We start from the raw sequence: 16,005 nt of genomic DNA, 5'->3' as shown, positions 1-16,005 counted from the left end.
GAAGAGCGCTGCGCGCGGGCCCATGGCGCCGGGGTCAGTGCTGCGCCGGCGTGCCGAGCTGGCTGGCCACGTGGTTGGCCGCGCGCTCGATGTGCGATCGCATCAGTGATTCGGCGAGCCGGGCATCGCGGCTGCGGATCGCGCGTACGATCTGCCAGTGTTCGTCGTAGGCATCGTCCTTGCGTTCGAGCACCGAGCCAGAGTGGCGACGGTAAATGCGCAGCAAGTGATAGAGATCTTCGCATAGCGCGGCGATGATGCGCCGGTTGCCACTGGCCCTGACGATGCGCTCGTGCAGGTCGAAATGGCGCTCGCTGCCGTCCGGCGCCGAGCCGCGCCGGGTCCAGCTTTCGTGGTGGGCATCCATGTCGCGCAGCAACTGTTCGATCTCGGCGTCGCTCATGCGCTGCGTGGCCAGGAGGCAGGCCACGCCTTCCAGGCCCATGCGCATCTGGAACAGCTCCAGTGCCGACTCTGCCGACAGCGTGACGACGCGCGCTTTGATATAGGGCTCGCGCGTGACGATCTGGATGCCCTGCAGGCGCCTGACCGCCTCGCGGACAGGTCCGCGGCTCACGCCGAATTCGCGAGCCAGCTCGACTTCATTGATGACGCTGCCGGGCGCCAGCCGCCCGGCGTAGATGCCGTCGAGCATGCGCTGATACACGACGTCGGTGAGCGGCGCGTCGATGTCCTTCTTGTCGATAGCGGTGATGGGCGTTTCCTTCATCCTGTAAAGGTAGAAGTAGCGGTTGAAAGTGTCAACTCTTTCCCTGCTCAAATCCCGAACGCCTCGCCCTTCGCCACTACCCGCTGCGCCTGCTTGACTACCGGAGCGTCCACCATCCGGCCTTCGAATGTGCAGGCCGAGCGGCCCCTGGCTTCTTCTTCCTTGAAAGCGGCGATCAGCGCGCGCGCCCGCGCGACGGCGGCCGCGCTGGGCGCGAAGGCGGCGTTGGCGATGGGCACCTGGGCCGGGTGGATGCAGAATGCCCCTTCGAATCCCAGCGCCGCGCCGCGCTCGACCGTCCGCCGGAACGCCTCGCGGTCGGCGAAATCGGCCACCGAGCCCACGAAGCCGATGGGCGCGATGCCGGCGCGCCGGCATGCGGCCACCGCCATGACGTTGGGCACATACAGCGTATCGGCGGTGACCGCCATCTGCATGGACACCGCCAGGTCCTCGGCGCCGACGATCATGCCGCAGACGCGCGCATGCGCGGCCGCGATGTCATGCATGTGATGCAGGCCTTCCGCGTCCTCGACCATGACGATCAGGCGTGTGGCGCCCGGCGCCATGCCGCGCTCGCGCTCCAGCTCGTCGACGATCTCGGCCACCGATTGCACGAAGGCGGCATTTGGCACTTTGGGCAGGGTCAGCGCCTGGACGTGCGGGCCGACGCTGGCCTCGATATCGCGCAGCAGGTGCCGCCAGGGACGGTTGACGCGCACGATCACGTCCTTGCCGTGCCCGGCGCACAGGCCGGCGACCTCCGCCACGCGCTCGCGCGCCAGGGCTTTCTGGTCCAGCGCCACGCTGTCTTCCAGGTCCAGCTGGATGGCGTCGGCGGGCTGCTTCAACGCGCTCTGGATGAAGCGGTCATTGACGATCGGCACGAACAGCATCGATCGCCACGCGAAGACTTGGCTCATGGGAAAGTCCTTCAGTTCAGCGAGACGCGCTCGAGTTCGGCCAGGATGTCGGCGGTATGTTCCCCCAGCGCGGGAGCCGGGCGGCGGAAGCCGCCCGGGCTGGACGACAGGCGCGGAATGATGTTGTGCATGGGCACGCTGCCCATGTCGGCGTCGGCCAGCTCGACGATGGCCTCGCGGCCGGCCACGTAGGGGTGGCCGATGAGGTCGGCCACCGAATATACCGGCCCGGCGGTAACGCCGGCCCGCTCGAACAGCGCCAGGTTCTCTTCCTGGCTGCGCTGCGCGACGAAGTCCTGGATGATGCCGTCCAGCAGGTCCTTGTTCTGCACGCGCGCGTCGTTGTTCTCGAAGCGCGGATCGGTCTTCAGCTCGGGCCGGCCGATGGTGTCGAAGATGCGCATGGCCATCGACTGCATGGAGCCCGACATGGCGATGTGCTTGCCGTCCCGGCACACGTACACATTGCGCGGCGCGGTGTGGGCCGACTGGTTGCCCGAGCGCAGGGTGGGCGTGCCGGTGGCCTGGAACTTGGCGGCCTCGGACGAGATCAGCGAGAAGATCGGCTCGAACAGCGACAGGTCCACCACCTGGCCCGCGCCGGTCCGCTCGGCCGAGCGCAGCGCCGTCAGCACGCCGGCCGCGCCGTAGATGCCGGCGATCATGTCGGCCATCGCCAGCGGCGGCAGGGCCGGCGGCTTGTCGGGAAAGCCGTTCAAATAGGCGTAGCCGGACATGGCCTCGACCAGCGTGCCGAAGCCCGGCTTGCCGCTGTAGGGGCCGGTCTGGCCCCAGCCCGACACGCGCGCGATCACCAGCGCGGGGTTGAGGGCGTGCAGCACCTCTGGCGCCAGGCCCATCTTCTCCAGTCCGCCGGGCACGAAATTCTCGATCAGCACCTGCGAGGTCCTGATCAGCTTCTTGAGCTGGACCAGGCCTTGCTCGGACTTGATGTCCAGTTCCAGCGAGCGCTTGTTGCGGCCATAGACCTTCCAGTAGACGGGCTGGCCGCCCTCGCGCCAGTGGCGCAGGTCGTCGCCTTTGCCAGGCCGTTCCACCTTGATGACGTCGGCGCCGAAATCGGCCAGGTACAGCGACAGCATGTTGCCGGCGACCAGGCGCGACAGGTCCACCACTCGTACATCTTTGAGCGGGCCCTGCAGCCCGGGATCGAATGCTTTCATATCAGTTGATCTGCGCGCCGGAGGTCTTGACGATCTTCGCCCACAGGGCGAGGTCTTCTTCCAGGCGGCGCGCGAGCTGCTCCGGATCGTCGTTGAGGGCCTGCACGCCCAGCTCGGCGAATTTCTGCTTGAGGTCGTCGCTGGCCAGGGCCTTGCGGGTGGCCTGGTAGAGCGCGTCGATGGTGGCCTTGGGCGTGTCCTTGGGCACATACATGGCGATCCACAGCTCGCCGCCGTAGCCGGAAATCTGCTCGCCGATGGCCGGCACGTCGGGCAGGGCGGGGTTGCGTTCCCGCGTGCTCACGCCCAGCGCGCGCAGCTTGCCGGACTGGATGTTGGCCATGGCCGAAGGCAGGCTGGCGAAGATGATCGGCACCTGGCCGCCCAGCACGTCGGTCATGCCCGGGGCCACGCCGCGGTAGGGAATGTGCTGCAGCTTCAGGCCGCCTTTCTCGTCGAGCATGGCGCCCAGCAGGTGGTTCAGCGTGCCGTTGCCGGCCGAGGCATATTGGTACTTGCCGGGGTTGGCCCTGACCAGCTCGATGAACTCCTTGAGCGTGCCGGCCGGAAACGACGGATGCACGCACAGCACGTTGGGCACCGAGCCGACCGCCGCCACCGGCGCGAAGTCCTGCACCGGATCGAAGCCGGGGTCCCTGTAGATGGCCGGGTTGATCGCCTGGGCGCTGCTGATGGTGAACAGCACCGTATAGCCGTCGGCCGCCTCGCGCGCCACCTGGGCGGTGCCGATATTGCCGCCGGCGCCCGGCTTGTTCTGCACCACGAAAGGCTGGCCGAGCTGCTGCGCCAGCTTCTCGGCAACGATGCGCGCGACGATGTCGTTGGTGCCGCCTGGGGCTTGCGGCACCACCACGGTGACGGGTTTGTCGGGATAGGCGGCGTGCGCGCCCGCAGGTGCCAGGCCGAAGCTCGCGGCGGCGGCCAGGCCGGCCGCCAGTTTCTTGAATGACATGGGGTGTCTCCTTGGAATGGTTTGGGCTTATTCTTCACTCAAAGAAGACATAGGTAAAATAGTATAAAAATATAGTCTACATACATATTCATGTATGTTTGTGCGCGGCGCCACGCCGGGCAGCCATGCAATGTCATGACGCTTACCCAACTACGGTATTTCCTGGCCATCATCCGCTGCGGCAGCATTTCCGGCGCGGCCGCGCAGATCCACGTGGCGCAGCCGGCCATCTCGCAGCGCCTGCGGCAGCTCGAGGAAGAGCTGGGCCAGGTGCTGTTCAAGCGGCTGCCGCGCGGCATCGAGCTCACGCCCGCCGGGCATTACCTCAAGGAACACGCGCTGGAAATCCTGCGGCGGGTGGATTCGGTCCACGATGATCTCAAGTCGTCGGACACCAATCCCTTCGGCAATGTCACGCTGGGCATGTCCACCGCGGTCAACACCAAGTTCTGCGTATCGGTGCTGGAGCAAGTCACCCAGGCCTACCCGAACATCCGGCTGGCCCTGACCGAACACATGAGCGGCACCCTGCTCGAATGGACCCAGGCCGGCCGCATCGACCTGGCGGTGGTCTACGACGTGCCTACCGGCACGCCGCTGGCCGTGCACAGCCTGGGCCGCGAGGACCTCTACCTGGTCTCCGATCCGGCGTTCAGGCGGCGCCTGGCCCCGACCGTCTCGCTGGCGGACATCATCGACCTGGAGCTGATCCTGCCCGCGTTCCCGCAGACGCTGCGGTTGATGATAGAAAAGACCTTCGCCGACCACCTGGGCAGGGCGCCGAAAGTCCTGCTCGACGTGGACTCCACCTATGCGATCAAGAAGCTGGTGTCGGCCGGCAAGGGCCAGAGCATCCTGTCCGTGCATTCGGTCGGCGACGAGATCCGGCGCGGCGAGCTGGCGCTCACCCCGATCGCCGATCCGCCCATCACACGCACCATCAACCTGGTGACGCACCCCAACCGCGCCGCCGACGCGGCCGTGCGCGCCGTGCACCGGGTGGTGGACGCGGTGCTGGCGGCCGGCTGAGCGAGGCCGCCGGCATGTGCCCATTACCTAATCTCTATCGCGCATCAGTAATCCGGCCGGGTCCGTTCACCGCGTCAATATCCGGCTTGGATGTGGCCGTTCTTGAATGGCAATTGCGACAAGTCCAGGCAGGCGGGGCCGGGGGCATCGCAATCGATGATCTCGGCACAGCGCTGCGCGAACGCGGCGCGGAAGTGGTTCTTGGCTTTTACGCACAGCAGCCGCAGCGTTGCCGGGTCGATACCATGCAGGGCATAGAAAGCCGGGTCGTCTGCGGCCACCACGCGTTCGGTGACGATGACGCGCAGCGCTGGCAGGCCGTGGATGCGCAGCACCGCGCTGGGCCCGCAGCGTCGCTCCACGCCGGTCTGCATCGGACCGCTATTCAGGAACACGCCGTCGGTGAGGCGTTCCACCGTGGCGCGCACCGGCACGCCAGGGCCGAAATGCGGACCGTTGCGGCCGCCCAGTGTCGCTTCGATCTGCTGGCCCAAGCCGGCCTGCCGCGCGGCCTGCACGGTAGCCGGGTCGGCGAAGCTGGCGAACAGCGTGGCCACTTGCGGCCGCGCGTCCATGATGGCGCGAAACAGGCCGGGCGTGTCGCCGCCGCCGCCCGACAGCGGATTGTCGCCCGAGTCGGTGACGGCGATCAGGCCCGGCTTGGCGCTGGCCAGGGCGCTGGCCAGCGCCGCGGCGGGCGACGGCAGGCGCATGCGGAAGTCGCCGGCCCGCTGCCGGATCGCGGCCATGACTTGCTCGGCCGCGGCGCGCGCCGCCTGGCCGTCGGGGTCGCCGGCGGCATCGCTGACCACGAATACCGCCGCACCGGTCGCGGCGGTATCCGCATAGGGAAAGCCGCCGAACACGGACACATCCCGCACCGGCCCCGTCGTGGCGTCGCGGGCGGCCTGTTCCAGCGCGTGCATCGGGCCCCCGGGCGCGGTGCGCATGTTGATGCTGGGCAGGACAATGCCTTCGTTGAGCAGCACCCGCCGCGTACGCAGCCCGTCATTGGCCATGCGCAGCAGGCCCTGCAGCACGCGGTCGGCGGTCTCGTCCATATCCACGTGGGGATGGGTGCGGTACACCGAGGCGATATCCAGGACTTCGGCCCAGGCCGGGGGCATATTGCCATGCAGGTCGAAGCTGGCGCCCAGCGGCGCTCCGGGGCATGTCTGGCGCACCATGCGGGCCACTTCCAGCTCCGGAGTTTCGCAGGTGGGGGTGATGGCCGCGCCATGCAGCGAAAGGTAGATGGCGTCCCAGCCGCCTTGCGCCATGCCGGCCTGCAGGCCTTCCTGCACGTCGCGCATATAGCGCTGCATGACGGCGTCGTCGATGGGGCCGGCCGGCAGGGCCGCGGCGCAGCGCAGCACCGTCACCTCCCAATCCGGGTGAGTGTCGGCAAAGCGCGCCACCGCGCCCAGCTCGGTGGCGGTGCCGCGCATGGCCTCCAGCACGGCGGGCCCGGATTGCCATTCATATTGCTCGAACTGGGTCATGCCCGCCGGCACCGGGCCGAAGGCATTGCCTTCGAACCAGAGCCGCGCCACCGCCAGGCGTTTGCGCTTCATTGGGCATTCCCCGGCATGTTCTTCAAGACTTCGCCGTAGCGCGCCTGCTCGGCTTTCAAATGCTCGGCCAGGCGTGCGGCAGGTCCGCCTACCGGGACCGCGCCCAGGGCGCGGAATTTCTCGATGGTGGCGGGCTCTTGCTTGTAAGCGTCGATCACCGCGGCGATTTTATCGACGATGGGCTGCGGCGTGCCGGCCGGCGCCACGATCACGAACCAGGACGGCAGCAGGTAGCCGGGCACGGCTTCGCGCACCGGACGCACGCCGGGCAGGACTTCCAGCGGCTCGTTGCTGGCCACGCCCAGCGCCACCAGCTTGCCGGCCCGGATGTTCTCCAGGGCGGTGGGTACGTTGTCGCCCGCCAGCTGGATATGGCCGGCAATCAGGTCGGCCGAGGCCTGCGACGCGCCCTTGTAGGGCACGTGCGCGATGTCCACGCCCGACAATTGCTTCAGCAGTTCCAGCTGGATGTGGCCAGTGCTGCCCACGCCCGGCGAACCCCAATTGAGCTGGCCGGGCTTGGCCTTGGCCCGCGCCAGCAGGTCGGGAATGTTTTTCAGGCCGGTGGCCGGATTGGCCAGGATGACGTTGGGCACGTCGGCCACGTAGGACACGGCGGCGAAGTCCTTGGCCGGGTCGAACGGCATCTTGGGATACACGTACGGGTTGATGGCCAGCGGGCCGGGCGTGCCCATCAGCAGCGTATAGCCGTCCGGTGCGGCGCGCGCCACTTCGGCGGCGCCGATATTGGCGCCGGCGCCCGGCTTGTTTTCGACAATGACATTCTGCTGCAGGCCCTTGGACAGGCCGTCGGCCACCAGGCGGGCCAGCAGGTCGGTGGTGCCGCCCGCGGCGAACGGCACGATCAGCTGGATGGGCTTGGCCGGCCAGTCGCCGGCCGCGGCGGCTGGCAACGCGGACAGCGCCAGCGTGCCCGCCAGCAGCGGCAGGACGACGTGCTTGGAAAACCGGCGGGCCGCCGGCGGTGTGTGCTTGCGCATGATGGACTGCCCCTTGTGTCGGTGTCTTGCGTAATGGAAAAGATGGCTATAGCGTGGCGTCGACTTCGCGCGCCAGGCTGCTGTACAGGTCCGGACGCCGGTCGCGTCGCGACGGATAGGCAATGCGCGCCTGTTCGACTTGCGCCGGGTCGATGTCGGCCACCAGCACGGCGTCGCTGGCGGTGTCGGCGCTTTGCAGCACTGTGCCGTCCGGGGCCACGATGAGGCTGCCGCCGCCCATGTGCCAATCGCCTTCGCGGCCCACTTTATTGGCCGCCGCCAGGAAGCAGCCGTTCTCGAAGGCGCGTGTGCGCAGCACCTCCTGGAACATATTCACGCGCGAGGTGGCATAGGGCGCGAGCAGCAGCTCGGCGCCATTGACCGCCAGGCAGCGCGCGGTTTCCGGGAACCCCATGTCATAGCAGATGCCGATGCCGACGCGCCAGTCGGCCAGCTGATAGGTATCGAAGCGCGTGCCGTAACGGAAATAGATCTTCTCCAGGCTGTGCACCGCCGCCGGGTGCACCTTGCGGTACTTGAAGACGATCTCGCCCGCCGGGTCGATCTGCATGGCCGTATCGAAGTACAGGCCGGCCGCTACTTTTTCGTAAATGGTGGCGACCACCGCGGTGCGGTGGCGTTGCGCCGCCTCGCGCATGGCGCTGATGCTGGGGCCCGCGTCGGTTTCGGCCAGCGCATGGTATTTGCTGTCCTGGTACTGAGCGAAGAAGATGGTGTTGAAGAACTCGGGCAGCACCACCAGTTCGGCGCCTTGGCCGGCGGCTTGCTCGATATAGGCCGTGGCCTGGGCCAGATTGCCTTGCAGGTCTTCAGTGCTGCGCATCTGCACGCACGCGATTCTCATGGCCATGCTCCTGTGCGGGATCGGTTGGCTGCCTTGGCCCCGTCGGTGGCCGGGGGACGACAGGGTGAACATATGATCTATTTTCTGATAGTATGAATCATATGATCCACTTTTCGATCGCCTGAGTCAACCGTTCCCCGCTTCATTTCCATGACCCACATTTTTCATCGCACCCCTCGTAAACCGCCGGCGCTGGCCGTGCGCGGCGAGGGCAGTTTCCTGTTCGACGACGCCGGGCAGCGCTACTACGACGGTTCCGGCGGCGCGGCGGTGTCGTGCCTGGGGCATGCTCATCCCGAGGTCGTGGAAGCCGTCATCGCGCAGATCCGCCAGCTGGAATACGCGCATACCAGTTTCTTCACGTCCGAGCCGGCCGAACGCCTGGCTGACGCGCTGGTGCAGCGTTCGCCGGCCGGGCTGGCCCATGTGTATTTCCTGTCCAGCGGTTCGGAGGCGGTGGAGACCGCCTTGAAGATGGCGCGCCAATACCATGTGGAGCGCGGCCAGCCGGAGCGCCGCCACAATATTGCGCGCCTGCAGAGCTACCACGGCAATACGCTGGGCGCGCTGGCCATTGGCGGGCATCGCGGCCGCAAGGCCCTGTACCAGCCGCTGCTGCCGGACAGCCACCATGTATCGCCGTGCTTCGCCCGCCATTACCGCTTGCCGGGCGAATCGGACGATGCCTATGGCACCCGTCTGGCCGACGAGCTGGAGCAGACGATCCTCGCGCTCGGGCCTGACACGGTCAGCGCCTTTATCGCCGAAACGGTGGTGGGCGCGACGGCAGGCGCGGTCTGCGCCGTGCCGGGCTACTTCCGCAAGATCCGCGCCGTGTGCGATCGCCATGGCGTGCTGCTGATCCTGGACGAAGTCATGTCGGGCCTGGGGCGCACCGGTTCGTACCATGCGTTCGAGCGCGAAGCGGTGGTGCCCGACCTGTTGTGCCTGGCCAAGGGCCTGGGCGGCGGCTATCAGCCGATTGCCGCGGTGATGGCGCATGACAAGGTGGTTGAGGCCATCGTCGGCGGTTCGGGAACCTTCCAGCACGGCCATACCTATGTGGGACACCCCGTGGCCTGCGCGGGGGCGCTGGCGGTGCAGCAGATCGTGGCGCGCGATGGGCTGGTCCGGCAGTCGGCGCAATTGGGCGAGTATCTGCAGGCGCAGTTGCGCGCGCGCTTCGCCGAGCATCCGCATGTCGGCGATATCCGGGGGCGCGGCCTGTTCCAGGCGATCGAGCTGGTGGCGCGGCGCGATGCCGATACCGCCTTCGACCCGGCCTTGCAGTTGCATGCGCGCATCAAGCAGCAGGCCCTGGTGCGCGGCCTGCTGTGCTACCCCGGCGGCGGCACGATCGATGGCGAGCGCGGCGACCACGTGCTGCTGGCGCCGCCGTACCTGACGACGCGCGCCGAACTGGATGCGGCGGTCGAGACGCTGGGCGAGGCCGTGGACGCCGCGATCGCCACCGTAAAATAGCTGTCTCACCGGCAACACAGGAACCCCGATGGACAAGCGCGCGGTCGACAAACTCATCGAGGAGCAGTACCCGAGCCTGCCTCCCACTTTGCAGCGCGCCGCGCGCTACGCCATCGACAATCCCAAGGCCATCGCGCTGCATTCCATGCGCGCCGTCGCCGCCGAGGCGGGGCTGCAGTCCAGCGCCATGCACCGCCTGGCGCGCCAGCTGGGGTTCGACGGCTACGAGGCCATGCGCGCCGTCTACCGCGATTGGCTGGCGCAAGACGCCGGGTCGTTCGCGCAGCGCGCCACCGCGTTGCAGCGGCGCGGCGCGCGCGACAAGACCGAAAGCCTGGTGCGCGAACTGGTGCAGGCCGACAGCGGCAACCTGATGTCCATGCTGCAGCCCGCCACGCTCGATGCCGTCCGCGCCGCCACCGATGTCTTGGCCGCCGCGCGCCACATCTACGTGGCGGGCCTGCGCAGCCTGTTCCCCGCGGCCTTCTATTTCCATTACGCCTGCGGCATGTTCCGGCACAACACCACGCTGTTGTCGGGCATTGCCGGCACCTTCGCCGACGACCTGCGCCGCGCCGGGCCGGACGACGCCTTGCTGGTGTTCAGCTATGAACCCTATGCGCGCGATGCGGTGTCGGCGGTGAGCTTTGCCCGTGCGCGCGGCCTGCGCATCGTCAGCGTTACCGACAGCGCCGTGTCGCCCATCGCCGCGCAGGCCGCCGCGCTGATCGTGGCCGGCAACGCCACGCCTTCGCTGTTTCCGTCCGTGGTGCCGGCCTTGTCGATTGCCCAGACCCTGGTGGCTTTGCTGGTGGCCAGCGGCGGCAATGCCAGCCTGGAAGAAATCGAGAAAAGCGAAGGGCAGTTGCGCGAGTTCGCGGTGTACCTGAAGGATCGCCCCAGGTCATAACGCGACCGGCGCGGCGCCGGATTTGCGCGAGAACGATTGACTGGCGGTGGGTCTCGGATGGGCCCATGGACCGTAGCGCCACGGGCAGCTATGTGCAGTGGCGCATGCGCGTGCCGTGCGCGCGGACCTTCGCCGTGCCGCGCGCAAGCGCCTATTACCTCTCGCTATCGCGCATCAGAAAAACTGATTAGGCACCCGCGCGCCGCGCCGGTACCATCGTCCGCGAACATCTCATTCCGACAATTGATGGACATCTCCGCGGGGCGCGTGCAGGCGCCCGGCGTGGACAAGGGGAAAGAAAGATGACGTCTGTCGCAGTAGTGGGGGCGGGCATTATTGGCTTGAGCACGGCGGCCAATTTGCAGCGCATGGGGCTGGCAACGACCGTCTTCGACGCGCTTCCACCGGGCAACTGCACCAGCTACGGCAATGCCGGCATGGTCAGCGTCGCGGCGGCCATGCCGATGGCCATGCCTGGCATGCTGCGCAATGTGCCGCGGTGGCTGCGCGACCCGGAGGGACCGTTGTTCATAAATCCCCGCTACCTGCCCGCGGCGCTGCCCTGGCTGCTGCGCTGGGTGCGCGCGGGCGCCGCCGGGCAGGTGAAACGTTCGTCCCAGGGACTGTGGCAATTGCACCGCCATGCGCTGGACGAGTACCGCCGGTTGCTTGGGGCGGCCCACTTCAGCAGCCTCATTCAGACAATCGGGCAGATCCATGTGTGGGACAGTCCCACGCCATCCGCGTCCGAGCGGATCGGCGCGGCCATACGCGAAGAGCTGGGCATTCCCGCCGAAACCCTGTCGCAGGCGCGGCTGCGCGAGATGGTGCCTGAATTGACGCCCGACATCAGCCGCGCCCTGTACCTTCCGCAGAACGGCAATACCATCAACCCGCTGCGCCTGGCGGAGACCGTCGCCGGCATATTTGCCGAAGCGGGCGGGAGGATCGTGCACGAGAAGGCGGCGCGCATCGTGCCCGAGGGCAGCCGCTACCGCCTGCTGACCAACCGCGGCGACCATTGCTTCGACAAACTCGTGGTGGCCGCGGGGGCCTGGTCGCTGGAATTGCTGGGGCCCCTGGGCCTGGGCTTTCCGCTGGAAACCGAGCGCGGCTATCACGTACAGATTGCGTCAGCCAATATCCAGGTGCCGTATCCCGTGCTGCACAAGGGGCGCGGCTTTGGCGCCTGCGCCATGGAAACAGGCCTGCGCATTGCCGGCACGGTCGAAATCGCCGGCCTGCACAATCCGCCCGAGCCGCGCCGCGCCGAAGCGCTGATCAAGAATGCCAGGCGGCTGCTGCCGCGCCTGGAGGTCGGCGAGTACAAGATGTGGATGGGATACCGCCCTTCCACGCCCGACACCTTGCCGGTGCTGGGCGCCTCCGCCCGCCATCCGGGGGTGTACATCGCTTGCGGCCACGGCCATACCGGCGTCACCGCGGGCGCCGTTAGCGGCCGCCTGGTCGCCGAATTGGTCGCCGGCGTCCAGCCGTTCATCGACCCAGCACCCTATCGCCTGGAACGCTTCTCCTGAACCGAGGTCCGCCATGACATCTATTCCCGACAAGCAGGTCGTCTCCCGTCGCCGCGTGTTGCAACTGGCTGGCGCGTCATTGGTCATGCCGCATATCTGGATTCCCCGCGCCGACGCGGCCGGGCGCGTGATCATCCGCTCGCCCGGCGGCGTCTACGACGACATCCGCCGCGAAACCATATATGAGCCGTTCCGCAAGGAGACCGGCATCGAAGTGGTGCCCGTGGCCACCACCGGCGCCAAACTGATGACCATGCTGAAGTCCGGCAACATGGAGCTCGACATCGTGGACATCACCGTGCCGCAGCTCATGGCTTTCCAGCGCGCCGGCGCGCTGCTGCCCATGCCATACCGCGAATTCAAGTACACCGACCCCGATGACATCGACGAAGACTATAAGTACGAGTACATCGTCGGGAACTTCATTTATGGCGTGGTCATGGGCTACAACACCGAGGCCTACGACGCCGGCAAGGAGCCGCAGAGCTGGGCCGAGTTCTGGGATGCCCGGGCTTTCCCCGGTCCCCGCATGCTGGCCGACATGAGCGTGGGGACCCCCGACCTCGAGTTTGCGTTGCTGGCCGACGGCGTGGCGCTGGACAAGCTCTATCCGCTCGATATCGAGCGCGCCTTTGAGTCGCTGTCGCGCGTGCGGCCCGCGATTCCGAAGTTCTGGGATACCGGCTCGCTATCGGCCCAGATGCTGAGCAGCAAGCAGGCGGTGCTGGGGTCGATCTGGAGTCCGCGCCTGATAGCCGCGGCCGAGGCCGGCGCGCCGGTGGCGGCCAGCTGGAACCAGCATTGCGTGCACGTGCAGGCCTACTCGATTCTCAAGGATGGCCCGAACGTGGAGGGCGCCAAGAAGCTGGTGGACTATTGCCTCAGCAAGGATGTGCAGCAACGATATTTCGAGCGCTACAAGGGCGGCCCGGTTACCAAGACGGCCTACAAGAACCTCAGCGCCGAGCGCCGGGCCCAGATTCCGGGCGGCGAGCGCACCGCCAGGAACGGCTTCATCCTCGATGCCCAATGGTGGGAAGACAATCGCGGCAAGGTCAGCGCGGCCTGGTCCAAGTGGGTGCTGAGCCGATGAAGGGCGCTGGCATCGTCCTCGAGGGGCTGACCAAGAGATACGCCGGGCAGGCCGTGGTCGACCGGATATCGGCCGTCATCCCGGCCGGCAGCTTCTTTTCGCTGCTGGGCCCGAGCGGCTCCGGCAAGACCACGACGCTCATGATGATCGCGGGCTTCGCCGCGCCCGACGACGGGCGACTGCTGCTGGACGGGCGGGATATCACCGGCCAGACTCCGCAGCAACGGGGCCTGGGCATGGTGTTCCAGAACTACGCCTTGTTTCCGCACCTCAGCGTGGAACAGAACGTGGCGTTCCCGCTGCAGGTGCGCCGGCGCAAGCCCGCCGAGATCCGCGACAAAGTCCGTTGGGCTCTGGACGTGGTGCAACTGTCGGCCCTGGCGTCGCGCCGGCCCCGGCAATTGTCGGGCGGCCAGCAGCAGCGGGTGGCCCTGGCGCGGGCCATCGCCTTCGAACCCGGCGTAGTGCTCATGGACGAGCCGCTTGGCGCGCTCGACAAGAACCTGCGCTATCGCATGCAGGTCGAGATCAAGGAAATCCAGCAGCGCCTGGGCATGACCGTTGTCTACGTGACGCACGACCAGGAGGAGGCGATGAACATGTCCGACTGCATCGCGATCATGGACCGGGGTCGCATCGCCCAGATGGGCAGCGCGCGCCAGGTCTATGAAGACCCCAATAGTTGCTTCGTGGCCAAGTTCCTGGGCGAGGCAAACCTGTTGCCGGCGCAGGCGGTTCCAGGGTACGAGCATCACCGCGACACCGCAGTGTTCGTGCGGCCCGAGCGCGTCCGCCTGCAAGCGGCCCGCGGCCCGGCCAGCGCTGGCATGATCAGTGTCCCGGGCCTGGTGACGCGCGCCTCGTTCCTGGGGCATATCGTGCGCTACAGCGTCGAGACCCGGTCCGGCCATCGCCTGACCGTGGACGCGCCCAACTCGGGCGATGCCCGGCCGTTCGACATGGGGGCGGAGGTCGCGGCGCAATGGCGCCCCGCCGATACGAGGATATTGGCAAATGGCTGACGCTCTCTCGCTCGCCAGCCCCCGGCCCGTGGCGCGTCCGCGCCTGGATGGAACCAGCGGCATGCTCATGCCGCTGCTGCTGATGTTGCTGCTCGTGCATATCGGTCCCATGCTCTGGTTCTTTTTCCAGACCTTTGCGGATGTCGAGCAGGGCTTTATCCAGCAGGTGAGCGCCCTGGTGCTGTCTCCCGTCATGCTGCAGGTCATCTGGATCACGGTATGGATATCGGCGGTGGTCACGCTGCTGGCGCTGCTGTGCGCCTATCCCATTGCCTACAGCCTGTGCCACGTTTCGCGCGGCGCGGCGGCGCTCATCTTTATCTGCGTGATCGTGCCGTACTTCACCTCGGTGGTGGTGCGGACCTATTCCTGGATGGTCATCCTCGGGCGCAACGGCCTCGTCAACCAGCTATTGATGAGCTCGGGCCTGGCGGACGCGCCCGTCGGCCTCATGTACAACCGCACCGGCGTCCTGATCGGCATGGTCTACGTCCTGCTTCCCTACCTGGTGCTGACCCTGTACGCGGCCATGAAAAGCATCGACGCCAACCTGCTGCGCGCCGCCAGCGGCATGGGCGCGTCCGGCCTGTTCACGTTCTGGCGCGTATTCCTGCCGCTGAGCATGCCGGGCGTCATCTCGGGCTGCCTGATCGTCTACATCCTGGCCGTCGGGTTCTTCATCACCCCGGCATTGATGGGCGGCGCGCAGGACATGATGATCGCCATGCTGATCCAGCGCGAGATCGAGACGAACCTGAACTGGGGCCTGGCGGCCGTGCTTTCGCTGGTGCTGCTGGTGATCACCATGCTGTTGTATGTGATCTATTGCCGCTACACCCAGATCGACCGCATGATGGGCAAGCACTGAGGCGCCGCATGAAAGCACTCACCTGGGTCAATTCGTTTACGGCGCTGTTGTGCATCGTCCTGATTTCGCCCATCTTCATCGTGATGGTGCTGTCATTCAGCGGCGATGCGCTGCTGCAGTTCCCGCCGCGGTCGTTCTCGCTGCGCTGGTACGAGAACTTCTTCGGCGACAGCCGCTGGCGCGATGCCTTGTACAACAGCCTGGTCATCGGGCTGGGCGCCTGCCTGATCGCCACCAGCGTCGGCTTCCTGGCGGCCTATGCGCTGGTGCGCGGCAAGTTCAAGGCAAAGAAGCTGGCGCTCTCGTTCATCCTGCTGCCGCTGATCATCCCCCATGTCATCAGCGCCATCGCGCTGTACTTCCTGTCGAGCAAGCTCGGGTTGATCGGGGCGCGGCCATGGATCAGCGTCGCCCATGCCGTCATCGGCCTGCCTATCGTGGTGCTGATCCTGATATCGGCGCTGCAAAGCGTGGATGAAAACGTCGAGCGGGCCGCCTACAGCATGGGCGCGAGCCGCTGGACCACGTTCCGTCGCGTCGTGATCCCCCTGGCGCTGCCGGGCGTGGTCTCGGCCGTGCTGTTCAGCTTTCTCACGTCGTTCGACGAGCTGATCATAGCCATGTTTCTGGCGGGACTGTCGGCCGAGACGCTGCAAGTACGCATCTGGAACAGCCTGCTGATGGACGCCGAACCCATCATCGCCGCTGTCAGCGCGCTGCTCATCATGGCAACGGTCCTGTTCCTTGCCCTGGACGCCAGCCTGCGAAGAATGCGCGCGCGCCGGCTGTGACCGGGGCGCGCCGCGAGCGTGC

At 67.0% G+C, this 16,005-nt stretch carries 15 protein-coding genes; 8 read left to right on the top strand and 7 right to left on the bottom strand.

The window, feature by feature from the left end; genetic code table 11:
• Positions 1-34 precede the first annotated feature (34 nt).
• From ACKTT0_RS01980 to ACKTT0_RS01965, 4 genes are read right to left on the bottom strand one after another with little or no spacing between them, the layout of a single operon-like run.
• The gene (locus tag ACKTT0_RS01980; RefSeq protein WP_407847669.1) at positions 35-730 is read right to left on the bottom strand and encodes a GntR family transcriptional regulator; all 696 of its coding nucleotides are present in this window, start codon (positions 728-730) and stop codon (positions 35-37) included.
• 47 nt (positions 731-777) lie between these two features.
• The gene (locus ACKTT0_RS01975) at positions 778-1,653 is read right to left on the bottom strand and encodes an HpcH/HpaI aldolase/citrate lyase family protein (RefSeq protein ID WP_407847668.1); all 876 of its coding nucleotides are present in this window, start codon (positions 1,651-1,653) and stop codon (positions 778-780) included.
• Between the two features lie 11 nt (positions 1,654-1,664).
• A complete protein-coding gene (locus ACKTT0_RS01970) occupies positions 1,665-2,837 on the bottom strand; it encodes a CaiB/BaiF CoA transferase family protein (RefSeq protein WP_407847667.1) in 1,173 nt (390 codons plus the stop codon).
• Between the two features lies 1 nt (position 2,838).
• Complete coding sequence (locus ACKTT0_RS01965; protein WP_407847665.1) at positions 2,839-3,810, bottom strand: Bug family tripartite tricarboxylate transporter substrate binding protein; 972 nt, start codon at positions 3,808-3,810, stop codon at positions 2,839-2,841.
• A 135-nt stretch (positions 3,811-3,945) separates the two neighbouring features.
• On the opposite strand from ACKTT0_RS01965, the gene ACKTT0_RS01960 reads away from it, so the two are divergent.
• Entirely contained in the window at positions 3,946-4,839 is an 894-nt protein-coding gene (locus ACKTT0_RS01960) for a LysR family transcriptional regulator (RefSeq protein ID WP_407847663.1), read from the top strand.
• Between the two features lie 74 nt (positions 4,840-4,913).
• On the opposite strand, the gene ACKTT0_RS01955 is transcribed toward ACKTT0_RS01960, so the two are convergent.
• From ACKTT0_RS01955 to ACKTT0_RS01945, 3 genes are read right to left on the bottom strand one after another with little or no spacing between them, the layout of a single operon-like run.
• Entirely contained in the window at positions 4,914-6,413 is a 1,500-nt protein-coding gene (locus tag ACKTT0_RS01955; RefSeq protein WP_407847662.1) for a M81 family metallopeptidase, read from the bottom strand.
• Entirely contained in the window at positions 6,410-7,414 is a 1,005-nt protein-coding gene (locus tag ACKTT0_RS01950) for a Bug family tripartite tricarboxylate transporter substrate binding protein (protein WP_407847660.1), read from the bottom strand. The genes ACKTT0_RS01955 and ACKTT0_RS01950 overlap by 4 nt, the downstream gene beginning before the upstream one ends.
• A gap of 46 nt (positions 7,415-7,460) precedes the next feature.
• Positions 7,461-8,279: a carbon-nitrogen hydrolase family protein gene (locus ACKTT0_RS01945; protein WP_407847658.1), complete on the bottom strand. Its 819-nt coding sequence runs from the start codon at positions 8,277-8,279 to the stop codon at positions 7,461-7,463.
• A gap of 150 nt (positions 8,280-8,429) precedes the next feature.
• On the opposite strand from ACKTT0_RS01945, the gene ACKTT0_RS01940 reads away from it, so the two are divergent.
• The 7 genes from ACKTT0_RS01940 to ACKTT0_RS01910 all read left to right on the top strand — a co-directional run bounded on the left by ACKTT0_RS01940 (position 8,430) and on the right by ACKTT0_RS01910 (position 15,983).
• Positions 8,430-9,761, top strand: coding sequence for an aspartate aminotransferase family protein (locus ACKTT0_RS01940; RefSeq protein ID WP_407847657.1), 1,332 nt, complete (start codon positions 8,430-8,432; stop codon positions 9,759-9,761).
• Between the two features lie 28 nt (positions 9,762-9,789).
• Positions 9,790-10,671, top strand: a complete 882-nt coding sequence (locus tag ACKTT0_RS01935; RefSeq protein WP_407847656.1) for a MurR/RpiR family transcriptional regulator — start codon at positions 9,790-9,792, stop codon at positions 10,669-10,671.
• A 302-nt stretch (positions 10,672-10,973) separates the two neighbouring features.
• On the top strand, positions 10,974-12,209 hold the full coding sequence (locus tag ACKTT0_RS01930) for an NAD(P)/FAD-dependent oxidoreductase (RefSeq protein ID WP_407847654.1): 1,236 nt from the start codon (positions 10,974-10,976) through the stop codon (positions 12,207-12,209).
• A gap of 13 nt (positions 12,210-12,222) precedes the next feature.
• Complete coding sequence (locus tag ACKTT0_RS01925; protein WP_407847652.1) at positions 12,223-13,302, top strand: extracellular solute-binding protein; 1,080 nt, start codon at positions 12,223-12,225, stop codon at positions 13,300-13,302.
• Entirely contained in the window at positions 13,299-14,324 is a 1,026-nt protein-coding gene (locus ACKTT0_RS01920; RefSeq protein WP_407847651.1) for an ABC transporter ATP-binding protein, read from the top strand. Before ACKTT0_RS01925 ends, ACKTT0_RS01920 begins: the two co-directional genes overlap by 4 nt.
• Complete coding sequence (locus tag ACKTT0_RS01915; protein WP_407847649.1) at positions 14,317-15,192, top strand: ABC transporter permease; 876 nt, start codon at positions 14,317-14,319, stop codon at positions 15,190-15,192. The genes ACKTT0_RS01920 and ACKTT0_RS01915 overlap by 8 nt, the downstream gene beginning before the upstream one ends.
• An 8-nt stretch (positions 15,193-15,200) precedes the next feature.
• A complete protein-coding gene (locus ACKTT0_RS01910) occupies positions 15,201-15,983 on the top strand; it encodes an ABC transporter permease (protein WP_407847648.1) in 783 nt (260 codons plus the stop codon).
• Positions 15,984-16,005 lie beyond the last annotated feature (22 nt).

Source organism: Bordetella saccharivorans (genome assembly GCF_045862855.1).
GTDB lineage: Bacteria > Pseudomonadota > Gammaproteobacteria > Burkholderiales > Burkholderiaceae_B > Bordetella_A > Bordetella_A petrii_F.
This window is presented reverse-complemented; position numbering and strand designations above follow the sequence as displayed.